16 protein-coding genes are annotated in these 14,722 nt (G+C 71.9%); 6 read left to right on the forward strand and 10 right to left on the reverse strand.

Annotation, left to right across the window (positions count from 1 at the left end):
* Window positions 1-7: 7 nt before the first annotated feature.
* The 3 genes from ACIBI4_RS05275 to ACIBI4_RS05285 form a co-directional block, all read right to left on the reverse strand.
* Window positions 8-823: a DUF4388 domain-containing protein gene (locus ACIBI4_RS05275; protein ID WP_399202245.1), complete on the reverse strand. Its 816-nt coding sequence runs from the start codon at window positions 821-823 to the stop codon at window positions 8-10.
* A complete protein-coding gene (locus tag ACIBI4_RS05280; protein WP_399202246.1) occupies window positions 820-1,230 on the reverse strand; it encodes a hypothetical protein in 411 nt (136 codons plus the stop codon). Before ACIBI4_RS05280 ends, ACIBI4_RS05275 begins: the two co-directional genes overlap by 4 nt.
* Before the next feature lie 243 nt (window positions 1,231-1,473).
* A complete protein-coding gene (locus ACIBI4_RS05285; protein ID WP_399202247.1) occupies window positions 1,474-1,986 on the reverse strand; it encodes a DUF402 domain-containing protein in 513 nt (170 codons plus the stop codon).
* 111 nt (window positions 1,987-2,097) lie between these two features.
* Between ACIBI4_RS05285 and ACIBI4_RS05290 the strand changes: the two genes are divergently transcribed.
* Entirely contained in the window at window positions 2,098-2,709 is a 612-nt protein-coding gene (locus tag ACIBI4_RS05290; protein WP_399202248.1) for a dihydrofolate reductase family protein, read from the forward strand.
* A 104-nt stretch (window positions 2,710-2,813) separates the two neighbouring features.
* Window positions 2,814-3,248 carry an ester cyclase gene (locus ACIBI4_RS05295; RefSeq protein WP_399202249.1) on the forward strand — a complete coding sequence of 145 codons (435 nt, stop codon included), beginning with the start codon at window positions 2,814-2,816 and terminating at the stop codon, window positions 3,246-3,248.
* On the opposite strand, the gene ACIBI4_RS05300 is transcribed toward ACIBI4_RS05295, so the two are convergent.
* Window positions 3,245-4,636, reverse strand: a complete 1,392-nt coding sequence (locus ACIBI4_RS05300) for a cytochrome P450 (RefSeq protein WP_399202250.1) — start codon at window positions 4,634-4,636, stop codon at window positions 3,245-3,247. The two genes, ACIBI4_RS05295 and ACIBI4_RS05300, sit on opposite strands and share 4 nt — an antisense overlap.
* A 56-nt stretch (window positions 4,637-4,692) precedes the next feature.
* Window positions 4,693-5,484 carry an SDR family NAD(P)-dependent oxidoreductase gene (locus tag ACIBI4_RS05305; protein WP_399202251.1) on the reverse strand — a complete coding sequence of 264 codons (792 nt, stop codon included), beginning with the start codon at window positions 5,482-5,484 and terminating at the stop codon, window positions 4,693-4,695.
* A gap of 87 nt (window positions 5,485-5,571) precedes the next feature.
* On the opposite strand from ACIBI4_RS05305, the gene ACIBI4_RS05310 reads away from it, so the two are divergent.
* On the forward strand, window positions 5,572-6,180 hold the full coding sequence (locus ACIBI4_RS05310; protein ID WP_399202252.1) for a TetR/AcrR family transcriptional regulator: 609 nt from the start codon (window positions 5,572-5,574) through the stop codon (window positions 6,178-6,180).
* 122 nt (window positions 6,181-6,302) lie between these two features.
* Entirely contained in the window at window positions 6,303-7,166 is an 864-nt protein-coding gene (locus ACIBI4_RS05315; protein ID WP_399202253.1) for a helix-turn-helix domain-containing protein, read from the forward strand.
* 28 nt (window positions 7,167-7,194) lie between these two features.
* Here the strand turns inward: ACIBI4_RS05315 and ACIBI4_RS05320 are convergent, their stop codons facing one another.
* Window positions 7,195-8,142 carry an aminoglycoside phosphotransferase family protein gene (locus ACIBI4_RS05320; RefSeq protein ID WP_399202254.1) on the reverse strand — a complete coding sequence of 316 codons (948 nt, stop codon included), beginning with the start codon at window positions 8,140-8,142 and terminating at the stop codon, window positions 7,195-7,197.
* A 48-nt stretch (window positions 8,143-8,190) separates the two neighbouring features.
* Here ACIBI4_RS05320 and ACIBI4_RS05325 point away from each other — a divergent pair, with 48 nt between their 5' ends.
* Entirely contained in the window at window positions 8,191-9,081 is an 891-nt protein-coding gene (locus ACIBI4_RS05325; protein ID WP_399202255.1) for a phosphotransferase, read from the forward strand.
* A 114-nt stretch (window positions 9,082-9,195) separates the two neighbouring features.
* On the opposite strand, the gene ACIBI4_RS05330 is transcribed toward ACIBI4_RS05325, so the two are convergent.
* The 3 genes from ACIBI4_RS05330 to ACIBI4_RS05340 all read right to left on the reverse strand — a co-directional run bounded on the left by ACIBI4_RS05330 (window position 9,196) and on the right by ACIBI4_RS05340 (window position 11,398).
* The gene (locus ACIBI4_RS05330) at window positions 9,196-9,717 is read right to left on the reverse strand and encodes a hypothetical protein (protein WP_399202256.1); all 522 of its coding nucleotides are present in this window, start codon (window positions 9,715-9,717) and stop codon (window positions 9,196-9,198) included.
* A 189-nt stretch (window positions 9,718-9,906) separates the two neighbouring features.
* Complete coding sequence (locus ACIBI4_RS05335; protein WP_399202257.1) at window positions 9,907-10,470, reverse strand: DUF664 domain-containing protein; 564 nt, start codon at window positions 10,468-10,470, stop codon at window positions 9,907-9,909.
* 49 nt (window positions 10,471-10,519) lie between these two features.
* Window positions 10,520-11,398, reverse strand: a complete 879-nt coding sequence (locus ACIBI4_RS05340; RefSeq protein ID WP_399202258.1) for a hypothetical protein — start codon at window positions 11,396-11,398, stop codon at window positions 10,520-10,522.
* A gap of 111 nt (window positions 11,399-11,509) precedes the next feature.
* Here ACIBI4_RS05340 and ACIBI4_RS05345 point away from each other — a divergent pair, with 111 nt between their 5' ends.
* On the forward strand, window positions 11,510-11,998 hold the full coding sequence (locus ACIBI4_RS05345; protein ID WP_399202259.1) for an NUDIX domain-containing protein: 489 nt from the start codon (window positions 11,510-11,512) through the stop codon (window positions 11,996-11,998).
* A gap of 45 nt (window positions 11,999-12,043) precedes the next feature.
* Here ACIBI4_RS05345 and ACIBI4_RS05350 read toward each other — a convergent pair whose 3' ends face one another.
* The gene (locus tag ACIBI4_RS05350; protein WP_399202260.1) at window positions 12,044-14,605 is read right to left on the reverse strand and encodes a polysaccharide lyase family 8 super-sandwich domain-containing protein; all 2,562 of its coding nucleotides are present in this window, start codon (window positions 14,603-14,605) and stop codon (window positions 12,044-12,046) included.
* Between the last annotated feature and the right edge of the window lie 117 nt (window positions 14,606-14,722).

A 14,722-nucleotide genomic window follows, 5' to 3' on the forward strand; every position in this document is an offset into this window, starting at 1 on the left:
TGCGGCATCACAGGCAGACCTCCAGGGCGTCGCGGACACGCTGCAGCAGGGCGATGTCGGGGGTGGCGAAGCCGTCCGGTGCCCGGGGGCGCGCGTCGGGCGGATGGGTGGCCGGCGCGCGATCGGCCGGTTCGCGGGCGGGTGGGCCGGGGGGTGCGACGAGTCCGTCGACGGCGAGGCGGCGCAGGTCGAGCAGGACGTGGAAGGCGGGGCGGCCCAGCGCGCGGGCCAGTTCGGCCGGGGTGCGGGAGCCGTCGGCGAGGTCGAGCAGGGCGCGGCGGCGGGTGGACACCGGCCGGTCGGGGCGCTCGTGGTGGCGGCCGATCGGCGGGGTGTCGGCGCAGGGGCCGGGCCACAGCGAGTCGAGCAGCAGGTAGCGGCGCATGGACTCGGCGAGTATCAGGTCGGCGGGCAGGGATAACGCGAGGCCGTCGTCCGTGGCCGCGCCGTGCCGGAAGCGGGCCGGGCCGCCGCCGGGGGCGAGGGCGAAGTACGCGGCGTCGAACACCGCGGTGCGGCAGCACAGTTCGAGGGCGCCTTCGGACAACCGGCCGTCCTTGACGAGGTGTTCGGCGGCGCGGCGGCTGTGGCCCTCGTTGCGGTCGAGCGCGTCCTGCCATATCCCGGGCGGCAGTCCGCAGCTGCCGACGAGGAGATCGCCCAAGCCGGGGGCCGCTTCGCTCTGTGCGTGCACGACGCGGCCGTCGACCACGTCGATGGTGCCGGTGTCGCGCTGGAGTATCCCGCTCGCACCGTCCTGGGCGACGCGCAGCAGCATCGAGGAGCGGACGGGAAGCGCCGGCGGGGGCAGGGTGCGGGTCATCGCGGCCCCTGGGACGCGTAGGGCTGGGCCAGCTCTTCGGCGAGGCTCTGCAGGCGGCGGCGCGCGAGGGCGAGGTTGGCCTTGTCGCGGTCGAGGCGGAGGTGGACCAGGACTCCTCCGTCGAGTGCGTCCGCCACGAATCGTATGAGGTGGTATGTGGAGAAGGTGGTGACGATGACGTCCTCGACCGGTGGCCCGTCGGCGCCCTCGTGCCCGGCGGTGAACACGGCCGACTCCATGAGGATCCTGGCCAGTTCGGCGGTGTCCCCTGCCGTGGCCTCGATGCCTCCCTCGGCGGCCTCGCCCGCCGAGTCCACGGCGAAGCCGCAGCTCCAGTCGACGATGGTCGCGCCGCGCGCCCCCGGCAGTCCCATCGCCTCGAGCAGTGTCACGTCGATCCCCGGCACCCTCGCCCCCTCACCGCACCGCACCGTCGTACAGAGGTCCTGCAGTGCCCCTGCGTGTCGAGGAGCGTATGGCGGCGACGGTGGCTGCGTTGGCCTCTGGCACATTCACTTGGAATTTGCCAAACAGCGATCGCAGAGTGTTCACGAACGTTCGATTCGATGCTGTTTTCGGCGAACATGCGGTCGAACGGATGCACTGTCGGGCCGCTTCACGCCCTCAACGCCTCCGCCACGCCCCCTCGCTCAGCACCCGTCGACGACCCGGGCCAGCCAGGGCCGGTAGGCGGAGGCGAACGGTTCCTGTCCCGCGTCACGGCGCGTCGCCGTATGCAGCCACGCGCACGTACGCAGCGCCTCCTCGGCCAAGGCATCGGGATAGCCGAGGCTGCGGCGATGCGCGGCGAATTCGTCCTCGTCCTCGACGTGCGGCTCAGCACCGGGCAGACGCACCACGTCGAGATCCAGGTCGACCAGGTGCAGCTCGGATCCGTCCGGCGTCCGGCACACCGGCGTGCAGACGTCGCAGTAGATCTCGGGCCCGGGCGGGGCGCAGAACGTGGCGATCCACCAGCCGCCGGGCGGGGCGAGCAGCACATACGGAAAACGCGTGGGCCGGACGCCTTGCAGCGTCGTCATGGGGACGCCCTTTGCCGTACCGAGCCATGTCCCGTGCTCGTCCGTGCCGAGGAGGGTGGTCTCCCAGCGCGCGCTGAGGCGCCCGTCGTACTTGCGGACGTCCACGGTCACGGTGGTCATGGCGCGAGGTTAGGCCAGGAGCGCAGAGGCGGCTATGGCGTTGCGGAGGTGGTGTCGCCCCACGGCGTGTCCAATGGGTGGAGGTTCCGGTTCGTGCAAGGGAGACGGTTCATGAAGGTTGTGGTGCAGGAGTTCCTGTCGCTCGACGGGGTTTCCCAGGGGCCCGGCGCTCCCGATGAGGACACCAGTGGCGGGTTCGAGCGGGGCGGTTGGTTCGTGCCGTATCTCGACGAGGCGTTTGTCGATCAGGCCGGTGAGTGGCTCGGGCAGGCGGACGGACTGCTGCTCGGGCGGCGTACGTACGACAACTTCGCGCGGGACTGGCCGACCATGACCGACCACCCCTTCGCGCCCATCATGAACGGGCTGCCGAAGTACGTGGCGTCGCAGACCCTGACCGAGGGCGCTTGGGACCCGACGACCGTGCTGTCCGGCGATGTCGCCGCGCAGGTGGCCGAGTTGAAGCAGCGGCCGGGCCGTGAGCTGCAGATCCACGGCAGCGCGGAGCTCGCCCAGTCGCTGCTCGCCGCCGGTCTGATCGACGAGCTGCGGCTGGTCGTGGCGCCGGTCGTGGTGGGCCAGGGGCGGCGGCTGTTCACCGACGGCGGTGCGGCGGCGGGCCTTCGGCCGGTGAGCCGCAGGCCGATGCCCGGCGGCCTGTCCGTGGAGGTGTACGAGGTGGCCGGGAAGCCGGAGTTCGGGGTCTACGGCGCCGGGGCCTGACCCTGCTCGGTCCTGGCGGGTGGCACAGGGCGTGTCACAGGGGCGCGCCCTGTCTCGTCCCGGATACGAGCGGTCACACGGCCGCCGGACCAGGGAGGCCTTGGATGAGCCAGGAGCAGGCTGCACGGAACAAGGAGATCTTTCAGCGCTTTCACACTGTCGTGAACAGCGGTGACGCCGAGGCGATCGACAAGACGATCCAGGAGTACGTCGCCCCGGACGTCGTCTTCCACACCCCGGTGCCGATGGACGTGCCGGGACTCACGGCGTTCCGCCAGGTGTGGCCGGTCCTGCTGCGCGCGTTCCCCGACATCCACGTACGGATCGAGGACCTCATCGCGGAGGGCGACAAGGTGGTCGCGCGCAACAAGGTGACGGGGACGCATCTCGGCGAGTACCGCGGGCTGCCTCCGACGGGCCGCCCGGTCACGTACGACGAGATCTTCGTCTTCCGTTTCGAGGGCGGCCGGATCGCCGAGGCCTGGGGAGTGGTCGACGTCCTCGGGCAACTGCGGCAGCTCGGCGCGCTGCCCGCCTAGGTGGTGCGGCGCCGCACCTCCAGGGTGAAGCCCTCCGGCTTCATCGTGAGGAGTTCGGTGACCTGCAGCTCGTACGAGGGGTCGGGCACGAGGTCGTAGCGGTGCACCAGAAGCCCGAGGACGAGGATCGCCTCGTGCAGGGCGAACTGCCGGCCGATGCAGGCGCGCGCACCGGTGCCGAACGGCTTGTACGTGTGCGCGGGACGCGCGCGGACCGCGGCGGGCTCGAAGCGGTCGGGGTCGAAGACCTCGGGGTCAGGACCCCACACGGAGGGATCACGGTGCAGCGCCGGCAGCAGGACGAGCGCCCAGTCGCCCTTGCGCATCGCGTACGTGCCGTCGAGGACGGTGTCCGCGCGGGCCTGCCGCCCGTAGGCGGGCGCCGTCGGCCACAGCCGCAGGGTCTCGTCCAGGACGCGGCGGATGTAGCGCAGTTTGGGGATCTGCTCGAAGGACGGGTCGGGCGCCTCGTCGCCGGGCGGGCCCCAGACGGCATCGGCCTCCGCGCGTGCCCGGGCGAGGATCTGCGGGTTCGCGGCGAGGTGGTGCAGAGCGAAGGACAGGGCGCCGGAGGTCGTCTCGTGGCCCGCGACCAGGAACGTGATGACCTGGTTGCGGATGTTCACCTCGTCGAGCGGACGTCCCGTCTCCGCGTGGCTGGTGTGGAGCATCAGGCCGAGCAGGTCGTCGGTGTGCTCCTCGCCGTCGGCGCGGCGGGCGCGGATCACGTCGTCGATGATCTCGGTGAGGAAGCCGAGGCGCTCGGTGTTGCGGCGGTCCGCGCCCCTGGCGAGGAGGTTGCCGACGCCGGGCAGTCGGACCGTCTTGCGCTGGGCGTGGCGCAGCGCGCCGGTCATCGCGGTGACGAACGGGTGCGGGGTGTCGCGGTCGAAGGACCCGAAGTCGTAGCCGAAGCCGGTGCGGGCGATGGTCTCCAGGGTCAGCTTGGTCATGTCGGCGGCGACGTCGACCGGGCCATCGGCCACGTCCCAGTGGCTCAGGAGCCGGTGGGCCATGTCGCGCATCACCGGGTGGTAGGTGCGCATCGCGGACTGGGTGAAGGCCGGGGCCAGGATGTCGTGCGCGGCCTGCCAGTTGGGTTCATGGCTGTACGCGGTGAACAGGCCGTCGCCGCCGAGGTTGCGCAGGGCCTCGATGCCGAGTCCCACGTGCTTGGCGAAGCGCTTCTCGTCGGAGAGGTCGGCGGCCGGACCGGCTCCGCAGACGAACACGATCTCCTTGTCGAAGATCTTCCGCACGAAGAGCGGGGCACCGAGGTCGCGCGCGATGCGCACGGAGTCCTGGACCGGCGTGCGGGGTGAGACGCCGAGGATGTCGCCGAGCACGGGGACACGGCGGGGCGGGTGGGGTATCCGGCGGGTGTCCACGGCTTCTCCTTGCGGGTGGTGCGCGGGCTGGGCTGCGGCGGGGGGCGGTCGTGCGGTCAGCGCTTCGAGCGCTGCGCGTCGACGATCGTGCCGACCTGGCGGTGGGCGCCGGAACGCCGCTGGACCCGTTCGGCGAGCGCGGGGAACTGACCCGCGATGGCGGACAGGGCCTTCAACTCGACCGGGGCGACGTTGATCTCGGCCCGGTTCCGCTCGACCGCCTTGATCACGGCGCCGACGACCTGCGCCGGCTTCACGGTCCGTACGCCACCGGGCGCGTCCGCCCCGGTCGCCGCGAACATGCCCGCGTCGCGGACGAATCCGGGCTGGACGAGGGAGACGCCGACGCCCGTGCCGTGCAGGTCCTGGCGCAGGGCGAGGGCGAAGCCGCGCAGGCCGAACTTGGTGGCGCTGTACAGCGAGGTGGAGCGGCTGGTGGCCTTGCCCGACAGGGAGCCCACGAACACGATGTGGCCGCGTCCGCGCTCGACCATGCCGGGTGCGAGCCGGCGGGCGAGCTGGACCGGCGCGCGCAGGTTGACCGCGAGCGCGCGGTCGATCTGCTCGGGCGTGTAGTCGAGAAGATCGCCGCTGGACGGCAGCGCGGCGTTGGCGATCAGGAGGTCCGTGTCCGCGCACTCGGCGGCGAGCCGGTCGACGTCCTCGGCCACGGCGAGGTCGGCGACGACGGGACGGGCGCCGAGGTCCTTCGCGGCGGCCTCCAGGGCGTCGGCGCGGCGGCCCGTCACGGTCAACCCGGCTCCGTCGGCGGCCAGTCGGCGGCCGATCTCGAGGCCCAGGCCACCGGTGACGCCGGTGAGAAGAACGGTGGAACCGGCGATACGCATGACGCTACCCTTCGCGGATTCTGTTCGTTCGAACGAACAGTAGCGGCAACCCGGCCCGCCCACAGGGGAGATGGAAGGATGAACCGCATGACCACCGTTCCCTCGTCGGCCGTGGCCGCGAAATCCACCGGTACGCGCCAGAGCATCGTCGACGCGGTGCTGCGCATCATCGGCGACGACGGCGTGGCCGCGCTGACCAACCGGCGGATCGCCAAGGAGGCCGGGGTCTCGCTCGGTTCGGTGACCTATCACTTCACCACGCAGCATGATCTGCTGCGCGAGGCCCTGCTGCACTTCGTGTCGGTGGAGACCCGCCGGTTCACCGATCTCGCGGAGCAGTGCCGGGGCGGCGAGGACATGGAACTGGAGAGCGCGGCACGGATGGTGGCGCAGGTCGCGGGCGGTACGGCCTTCGACGCCCGGCACATCGCACCGTTCGAGCTGTATGTGCAGGCCGGTCGCGACGAGCGGCTGCGGGCCTCCGCCGCCGAGTGCTTCGCCGCGTACGACCGTCTCGCGGAGCGCATCCTGACGAGCCTGGGCGTGCGCGACGCCGAGCGGATGGCGAGCACGGCCGTCGCGCTGGTCTTCGGCCAGCAACTGCGGCGGCTCGCCACGGGCTCGCCCGCGGAGGAGCTCGTGGAGGCGCTGCTGCTCCTGACGCGCGGCGCCCGGGGCGAGGACCGCGAGGCCTGAGGACCGCGAGGCCCGAGCCCGCCCGGCCTGCGGACACCCGACTTCATCGGGCACAGGATGTCGGGTCCGGCATGATCCCCTTCTCCTAGCGTGGACAGCGCACAAGAGGAAGGAGGCCGATCATGCTGGACCGGCTCAACCAGGCCATGGATCACATCGAGCGGAATCTCGACCAGGAGATCGACGCGGCCGTGCTCGCGCGGATCGCCGCGACCTCCGAGTACCACCTGCGCCGGATGTTCTCCGCGCTCGCCGGGATCCCGCTCTCCGAGTACATCCGGCGCCGGCGGCTCACCGTCGCGGGCGCCGAGGTACTCGCGGACGAGCGGTCGCTGCTCGACATCGCCGTGCGCTACGGATACGGCTCGGGCGAGGCGTTCGCGCGGGCGTTCCGGCAGCTGCACGGCGTGGGTCCGGGCGAGGCCCGGCGGTCCGGAGCGGCCCTGGTCTCGCAGGCCCGGCTGACCTTCCGTCTCACCGTCGAAGGGAACAGTGACATGCGCTATCGCGTAGTGGACCGGACCGATTTCACCGTGGCGGGCCGCAAGGCCCGGGTACCGCTGGTGCACACGGGCCCGAACCGGTCGATCATCGATTTCGTACGGGGTCTCGCACCCGAGACCCATCAGCGGCTCAAGGCGCTGGCGGACCAGGAGCCGGAGGGCATCGTCGCGGTCTGCGACGACCTGGACCCCAGCCGCGCCGAGGGCTCGGAGCTGGACTACTACCACGCGGTGATCACCTCGTCGAAGGACCTTGACGGCCTCGACGTGCTGACGGTCCCCGCGGGCACCTGGGCGGTGTTCACCACCTCGGGTCCCGCTCCGGAGGCGATCCAGTACCTGTGGCGGGATGTGTTCACCGAGTGGTTCCCGTCCAACCCGTACCGCAGCCGCCCGGGTCCGGAGATCCTGCGCACCCGGCTGAGCGAGGACGGGTCGCAGGCGGACGCGGAGCTGTGGCTGCCGGTGGAACGGGAGGCGTAGCTCTCGCCGGTCGCCACGTCCTGTCGGGCTACACCGTCAGGGCCTCGGCGAGGTAACCGGCGAAGGCGGTGATGCGGTCGAGTTCGGGACCGCCCCGCGCCCGCCGGAACCCGTGCCGGCGAGCCCAATAGGCGGCCTCGACGGCGTGAAGCTGGCCCCAGCGGCGTACGCGCTCGGGGTCCAGCTCGGCCGCGTCGGCGAAGAGGTCCAGCGCGCGATGGACTTCTTTGGCCGGGTCGTCGGCCCCGATGAACACGAGGCCCATGGACTTGAGCAGCGTGCCGCCGTCCCACGCCGGATCACCCACGTACCCCTTGGGGTCGACGGCGAGCCACGGCTCCCGGTCGGCGCGCAGGATGTTGCGAGGGTGCAGATCGCCGTGGATGAGCACCTCGGGCTGATCGGGACCGAGTTCCCGCAGGGTCGCGAGCGCGGCGTCCACGACACGGGCGGGCAGCGCCCCGTCGAACTCGGCGGCATCGGCGAGCAGCCGCTCCTCCCACTCGACGGCCCGTGCACTCTGGCGCGGCAGCCCCTCGGGTGCGGGTACGGCGAGCCGGCGGCTGAGTTGCCCCGCGACCGTGACCATCTCGTCCGGGTCACCGCACTCGGCGAGCGTGTCCGGGTGGGCGCGTTCGAGCAGCATCGCGAACCGTGCGTCGTCGCGCGCGTACAACTGCACCGCGCCGTGGCCGCCCCAGGCGGCGAAGGCGTCGGGCTCATGGACATTGCCCGGGTGGGGATACGAGACCTTCAGGACGGCCCGTCCGTCGCCGGGCCCGTTCTCACCGGCATCGCTCAGGCGCACCGGCACGATGACGCCGACGCCACCGAACATCACGGCCCCATCGGCCACGCACCCCCAGCGCCGCATCAAATCCTGTACGAGAACGGGAAGTTGCTCCAGCCAAGGAACACTCCGCTCCCCCTCGCGGGCCCGTGTGGTCTGCTCGAACTCCCCGGGAATCTCGATCATCCCGGCACTCTACGCAGGCCGATGTGAAGGCGGCGATAGCGTCTCCCCATGACGCAGACAACGACGCAAAGCGATGATCCGTCCCGCGAGGAGCTGGCCGGTGGCTTCGTCCACGCGGGTGCGGTGTTCCGGGTCGGCTCGGTGGTGGAGCGTCCGGCCGCGGCGCACGCGGACGCGTTGCACGCATACCTGCTCGCGCTGCGCGCCCACGGTTTCGAGGCCGGTCCGGTGCCGGTCGGGCCGGTCGAGGACGGCCGGGAGCGGCTGACGTTCGTCGAGGGCGAGGTGCCGCTGCCGCCGTTTCCCGACGAGGCGATGACGAGCGAGGTGCTCGATTCCGTCGGGCGGCTGCTGCGGCGGCTGCACGACGCCTCGGTCGAGGTCGCGGTGGATCCCGGGGCCGAGTGGCCGCGGGATCTCGCCGATCCGGAGGGCGGCACGCTGCTCTGCCACAACGACCTGTGTCCGGAGAACGTCGTCCTGCGCGACGGTCGCGCGGCGGGCGTGATCGACTTCGATCTGGCCGCGCCCGGCCGCCCGCTGTGGGATCTGGCGATGACCGCCCGCTACTGGGTCCCGCTGATCGCCCCGGAATCCCGGGCCGCTTCGTACCCGCCCGGCCTCGACGTTCCCGTACGCCTGCGGATCCTGGCGGACGGCTACGGCCTGGACGGTGCCGGGCGGGCCGCGCTGCCCGAGGTCATCGAGCAGGTGACGGAGCGGTGCCGGGCGTTCGTGGTCACCCGCGTCGAGGCGGGCGACCCGGTGTACGAGCGGGCGTGGGCTGAACGGGGCGGGCGGGAGCGCTGGGACCGGCTGCAGGCCTGGCTGGCCGAAAGCCGTGACGTGTTCGCCGCCGCGCTGAGCCGGCCCACCGCCGAGCCGGCCCGCGGTGAGGCTTCGGAGCACACCACGGCCCGCGTTCAGGCGGAGGACTGAACGCGGGCCGGGGGTTCGGGAGGCGCCCGCTCACTGCGACGGGCAGCCGACGACGGCAGCGGGCCGTCGCATTGCGCCGGTCAGGAGGAGCGGCGCGTCAGGAGAAGCGCCGCGTCAGGAGGACCGGCGCATCCGGCGGCGCACCGTGTACGCGGTGGCGCCGAGGCCCACCGCCACCAGGGCCGCACCGGCGGCGATGGTGCCCGGTCCCGCGTCCTCGAACGAGCCGCCGAGACCGCCGCGTACACCCTGCGGGGTCGTGGACGAGGAGGAGCCGGTCACCGTGAAGGAGCCGGTGTACCGCTGCTGGCTGGGGTTGTTGACGTCGCAGACCACCGTGACGGTGTAGGTGCCGGCCTTCGCTCCGGAGAAGACCGTCGACGAGCCGCTGACCTCGCCCGCGCTGCCGACGGCGGAGAGCGAGGCGGTCGGGAACGCGTCCGAATAGGCACGGGCACTGGCGTTGGCGTTGGAGGTCGCGCAGCCGGAGGCCCCGATCTTCACCGTCTGGCCGGGGGCCGCGCTGCTCGGGGTCACGGCGACCGCTCCGGCTTCCACGGCCTGGGCCGCGGGGCCCGTCAGGCCGAGGGCGGCTCCGGCGAGCAGGGCTCCTGCGGCCAGGGTTCGTGCGTGCATGGTGCACCTCGTCTCAGTCCTGTGCCCCAAGCTCGCGGACGACCGAGTCTCAGCCAAGGCACTTCGTGGCGGCGTCCGCGGCTTGCGGATGCCACGTCCAGCCGAACGCACCACCGCGACACGCGCACGCCGAGCCCTCCGAATGAACGAACACCGGCCCACGGTTGGCCCAATTTCGCGAGCCGCGCTTCACATCGCGGGGTCCTCCCCCACCAGTCCGTCGACGGACTCCCGGATGAGGTCGGCGTGCCCCGCGTGGCGGGCGTACTCCTCGACGAGGTCGAGCAGGATGCGGCGCAGGTTGGGGCGTTCACCGCCGCGGGTCACGTAGGCGCCGAGCTGGTCGAGTCCGCCCTCGGCCAAGGCGTGGTCCACGATCGCGCGGGAGCGCGCCACGGCGTCCCGCCACAACGCGTACAGCTCCTCGGGGGTGTCCTCGGCGGCGGTGCGGTACGCCCAGTCGGGGTCGTCGTCCCAGTCGACGGTGTTCCAGGGGGCGCCTGCGGGGACGGCCAGCCACAGCCGCGTGAAGTGGGTGTCCTCGATGTGGGCGAGGTGCTTGAGCAGTCCGCCGAGGGTGACGGTGGACGTGCCGAGGGTCGCGCCCAGTCCGGCGGCGTCGAGTCCGCCGCACTTCCACGCCACGGTGGCGCGCTGGCGTTCCAGCGCGCCCAGCACGGCTTCCGCCTCGGTACCGGCGAGGGGCGGCTCGGGCCAGGTGTCGGCGGTGTACGCCGCTTCGGAGGAGGTCATGCGCGCCGACGTTAGCGAACGGGTTGTACAGCGACAGACCCCGGACCCCTCAGGCGCACCCGATCCGTTCGCTGCTCCCCGGCCACCGCTCGACCTTGCCGTCCGCGGTCCGTACGTACGCGTTCTTCTTGTCCGGGGCCAGCCACAGCTCGCGTCCGTCGTGCCGCCAGCCGGTGTCGACGGCGTCGTCCGGGAGGCGGGTGTCCCCGTCGTACGACGCGTGGAGCAGGTCGCTGTCGCCGAGGACGCCCTCGGGGTCGCGGTAGTAGCCGCGCTCCTGGCGGCCGGACCCGATGCCGAGGAATTCGGCCGTCTGCCAGTCGCAGTGGTCGGGCCCCATCGCACTGTGCACCCGGGCGGTGTTCACCGGGCGTCCGGCCGTGTCCGACCACACGAACAGGTCCAGGTCCGCGCGTTCGGCGGCCTCGAACTCGGACGGGTCGCACTGAGCGTACGTCTCGACGACCCAGCCGTCCTTGCCCTTGATGTCCTCGGCGACGATCACCGCCGCGCGCGTGCGGCCGAGGACGTCGTACGAGAACAGGACGCGGCCGCCCGAGCGGGTCTCGATCCGGTAGCCGCGCTGCGGCAGGATCTTCCACAGCCGCCACTCGCCGAACTGGCGCCGCAGCGCCGCCTCGGGAGTCGGTTCGCGCTCGGCGTTGCCCAGGTCGTGCCCCGAGCTCGCCTGGTAGGGGTCGTCGGTGCATTCGAGGGTCAGCAGGGCGGCGCCGCCGCCTTCCAGCGGGCTGTCCTCGCCGACCCAGCCGGGTGTCCTGGCCTTCAACGGACCGTCGTAGGGCGGCACGGACCGCTCCGTCGGCTTGTGCACCAGGTCCTCGGACGCACCCGGCGTCGTCCCGCACCCGCCCAGCGCGACAACCGCCACCACACCTGCCGTGAACCGCCGGGTTCTCCCCACGGTCACACCCCCAGTCCCTCGACGCCTGAGCCTTCGACGCGCGAAGGCCACGGAACGTTCGCCCGCAGGTCCGACGGACCTCTGGAAGCTTCGGGCACGGGCTCGTACGGTGCTTCGGTGGACTCACCCAACCTGCGCAGGACCGCCCGTGGAGTCGTCCTCGACGAGAAGGACAACATCCTGCTCTGCCGCTTCGCCCGCAAGAAAGGCCCCGTCGTCTGGTCGACTCCCGGTGGCGGCGTCGAGCCCGGTGAGACGGTCCAGGAGGCGCTGCGGCGCGAGTTGCACGAGGAAGTCGGGCTCGCCGTCGAAGGCGAGCCGCCCCACGTCTGGATCCGCGAGGTCATCGATCCGGGCTACGGAGTCGGCTACGACGGGGCGCTCCACCACTACTTCCTGGTGCGCACCCGGTCGTTCTCGCCGGCCGGTGCGCTCTCGGAGGAACAGCTGGCCGCCGAGGGGATCACGGGATTCCGCTGGTGGAGCCTGGCGGAGATAGTCGCCCATCCGGGTCCGTCGGTGTTCGCGCCGCGCAGACTGGGCGCGGAGCTCGGCGCGTTGCTGCGCGACGGGCCGCCCGACGAACCGACCCTGATGGGGCTGTGAGGCGCATCCGGGGCAGGCCGCCCGGCCCGCCCCGGAACCCCGGCCTCACCCCACGAGCGTCGCCGTGAAGCTGCGCCCGTATGACTGATGGACGTCCACGTCGATGCGCGTGCCTCCCGGCACGGGCGTGACGCGGACACCCTCGTCGCCCTTTTCGAGCCGCAGCCGAGGCCCCCGCAGGACGACCGAGACGGTGCCGCGCCGGGTCGTCGGATCCGCGACGGCGAGCGTGGCGCGGCCGCGGCGCGAGCGGCGCACGAGGACGGAGGCGGGCCCCTCGACGCTGATGCCGGCGACCCGGTGGCGGCCCGCGGAGAACGAGTTGAGGGCGGTCAGGTCGAGGCCCGTGTGGTGCACGGCCTGCAGGCGTGCGGTGTTCGCGAGGACCTGCAGCGGGCCGCGGTGCGTGTAGCGGCGCAGGGCGCGTTCGGACGCGCCGGGGATCAACGCGTAGGCCAAAGTGGCCTGTTCGGCGTTCGCGGCGTGGTCGTACGTGGCCGAGAAGACCTGGCGTGTGGCGGGCGTGTCGGGGTTGGATGTACGCACGACACGCCGACTGCGCGTCACATTGTCCAGGGCGACGCGCAGGGGGCCGCCGTCCAGGAACACATAGCCGACGGCGCTGTCGCGGGTGGTGTTCGCCCAGCGCAGCCACGCCAGTTCGCCCTCGCCTCCCCCGGTGAACGCCCGGCCGTCGCGGTGTCCGCCGGTGACCGTCACCGCGTCGCCCGCAAGGGCGGTCCGCGCGTCCACCGTGGTCGTCGCGGCGCGGCCGCCGTCGCCGCCGACACCGGCCGCCAGGACCACGATCTCGTCGTCGAGCAGGAACCAGGACTTGGTCGCGGTCGCGTTGCGGTAGACGACGAAGTCGTCCGGGAGCTTCTCGCGGTCGCGCACGCCGACATCGCTCGACTGCACCATCGCGACGGCCCCGTACGCCCCGAGGACGGCGCCGCCGCTGTGGTCGGCGAGACCGCGCGGGAAGTACACGTAGGCGTTCTGGGACTCGGAGGAGGCCGTGAAGTTCAGCGGGTGCGAGGGATTGTCGTAGTACGGAGTGCCGTACAACTCCGGTATGGAGCGCCGCTGTTCGACGGGCGCTGTCACTCCGGCGAGGCCGTACGGCGAGACGGTCGTGTAGTAGTCGACGCCGAACGCCTCGGTCTGGTCCTGACCCGCGAGATAGAGGTAGTGCGCGCCCTCGCCCTGGAACCACGGCAGCAGGTTCTCGCCGCTCATGTACTCGTACTTGCTGATCCGGGCGGAGCTGCGGGCCAGCGCGAAGGCGTAGCCGGGCCTGCGGTGCACCGTCTTGTCCATCGCGTTGAAGGCGACGCTGCGCTCCGCGGGGCCCAGGTCGGCCGGGGTCAGCGCGCTGTCCGCGAGGATGTCCGCGTACCGCACGACGCTGACCGGTGAGACGAACGTGGCCGGGTCGAGAGCCGCCTTGGAGGTCGTGCGGAGGTATTTCACGTACTGGCGCAGTGCCGTGGACTCGGCGCCCGTCGCGAGCGAGGCGAGGTCGACGACGGCCTCGACGATGACGGCGACGTCGGAGTAGCCGGTGGTGGTGCGGGAGACCGCGCGGCCCTTGACGATCTCCATCATCCAGCCCTCGAAGATGAGCGGCGCGAAGCCGTCGCGCACCCAGCCGAACACCGTCGGCACGAGCTCCTCGCCGTGCGCGAACCCCGAGCCGTCGAGGATCTTCAGGGTCTGCACGACCCGGGTGAGCAGGCCCTTCCCGTACGAGCCCGTGTAGGCGACCGAGCCGTGCTGGATGAAGGAGCCGTCCGCGTAGTGCCCGTCGGTGACGTTGTGACTCAGGTGGTACGGGTCGATGGTGACGAAGACCGTGAGCTGGTCGGTGAGGGCCTTGCGGATGCGGTTCTCGTCGCCGAGGAGGGCGCCCTGGAGGATGCGGTTGGTGGTGATGTCGGCGAGGTTGGCGCCGGTGTGGAAGCGCGAGTCGAGATTGACGTCACCGTTCGTGCCGTTGCGCAGATAGGCGTCCATCGACGCGATGTAGGTGGCCGTCAACTCCGGCTTGTACGCGGCGAGTTCCGAGGCGAGCAGGACGAGGGTCCTCGTGGCGTACTGGGAGATGCCGATCTCCCAGTTGAACCAGTTGCCGTAGTAGCCCTTGGACTGGTCGCCGTAATAGCGCTCGTGCAGCCAGCCGAGCCCGTCGATCACGCGGCGCTGCACCGCGGTCGCGTCCAGGAGCTCGCTGCCGGGGGCACGGGTCGCCAGGGCTATCTCGTGGAGCTGCTTGTACGCGGTGTTGAGGTTGGCGTCGTTGGTGCCGAGCGCCAGGCCCTTGAACAGTTCGCCGGGACCGGCCTCGTCCATCGACTTGAGGCGCGCCTTGGCGGTGGTGACGAGCGCGGAGAGCTTGCCGGCGGCCTCGGGGCGCGCGTTGGAGGCGGCGGTGCCGGCGAACACGTCGACGGTGTTCGCGAGCAGCCGGGCCGCGCCCTCCGCGGCGGCGGCCGCGCTCGCGAAGCGGACCGGGACCACCGCAAGGAGGCCCGCGGCCGAGAGGGCGGACATCAGGTGTCTGCGGGACAGGTGCCTGCGGGACAGCTGTCTGCGGGTGGCTTCCATGGATCCTCCGCCGGTACGGGACAAGGCACGGACCGCGCGGAGTCAACCAGTGATGACCGGGCACAACAAGAGGGCCCGTTCACACCCGTACGCAACACAAGACCTTCGCCCACCTCG

It is taken from the genome of Streptomyces sp. NPDC050418 (genome assembly GCF_044458745.1).
GTDB lineage: Bacteria > Actinomycetota > Actinomycetes > Streptomycetales > Streptomycetaceae > Streptomyces.

Excerpts from the sequence above, each read along its gene's own strand:
- ACIBI4_RS05315 (WP_399202253.1), top strand. The coding sequence starts at position 6,303 with ATGCTGGACCGGCTCAACCAGGCCATGGATCACATCGAGCGGAATCTC.
- ACIBI4_RS05275 (WP_399202245.1), bottom strand. The coding sequence starts at position 823 with ATGACCCGCACCCTGCCCCCGCCGGCGCTTCCCGTCCGCTCCTCGATG.
- ACIBI4_RS05290 (WP_399202248.1), top strand. The coding sequence starts at position 2,098 with ATGAAGGTTGTGGTGCAGGAGTTCCTGTCGCTCGACGGGGTTTCCCAG.
- ACIBI4_RS05325 (WP_399202255.1), top strand. The coding sequence starts at position 8,191 with ATGACGCAGACAACGACGCAAAGCGATGATCCGTCCCGCGAGGAGCTG.
- ACIBI4_RS05350 (WP_399202260.1), bottom strand. The coding sequence starts at position 14,605 with ATGGAAGCCACCCGCAGACAGCTGTCCCGCAGGCACCTGTCCCGCAGA.
- ACIBI4_RS05310 (WP_399202252.1), top strand. The coding sequence starts at position 5,572 with ATGACCACCGTTCCCTCGTCGGCCGTGGCCGCGAAATCCACCGGTACG.
- ACIBI4_RS05330 (WP_399202256.1), bottom strand. The coding sequence starts at position 9,717 with ATGCACGCACGAACCCTGGCCGCAGGAGCCCTGCTCGCCGGAGCCGCC.
- ACIBI4_RS05285 (WP_399202247.1), bottom strand. The coding sequence starts at position 1,986 with ATGACCACCGTGACCGTGGACGTCCGCAAGTACGACGGGCGCCTCAGC.
- ACIBI4_RS05305 (WP_399202251.1), bottom strand. The coding sequence starts at position 5,484 with ATGCGTATCGCCGGTTCCACCGTTCTTCTCACCGGCGTCACCGGTGGC.
- ACIBI4_RS05335 (WP_399202257.1), bottom strand. The coding sequence starts at position 10,470 with ATGACCTCCTCCGAAGCGGCGTACACCGCCGACACCTGGCCCGAGCCG.
- ACIBI4_RS05320 (WP_399202254.1), bottom strand. The coding sequence starts at position 8,142 with ATGATCGAGATTCCCGGGGAGTTCGAGCAGACCACACGGGCCCGCGAG.
- ACIBI4_RS05295 (WP_399202249.1), top strand. The coding sequence starts at position 2,814 with ATGAGCCAGGAGCAGGCTGCACGGAACAAGGAGATCTTTCAGCGCTTT.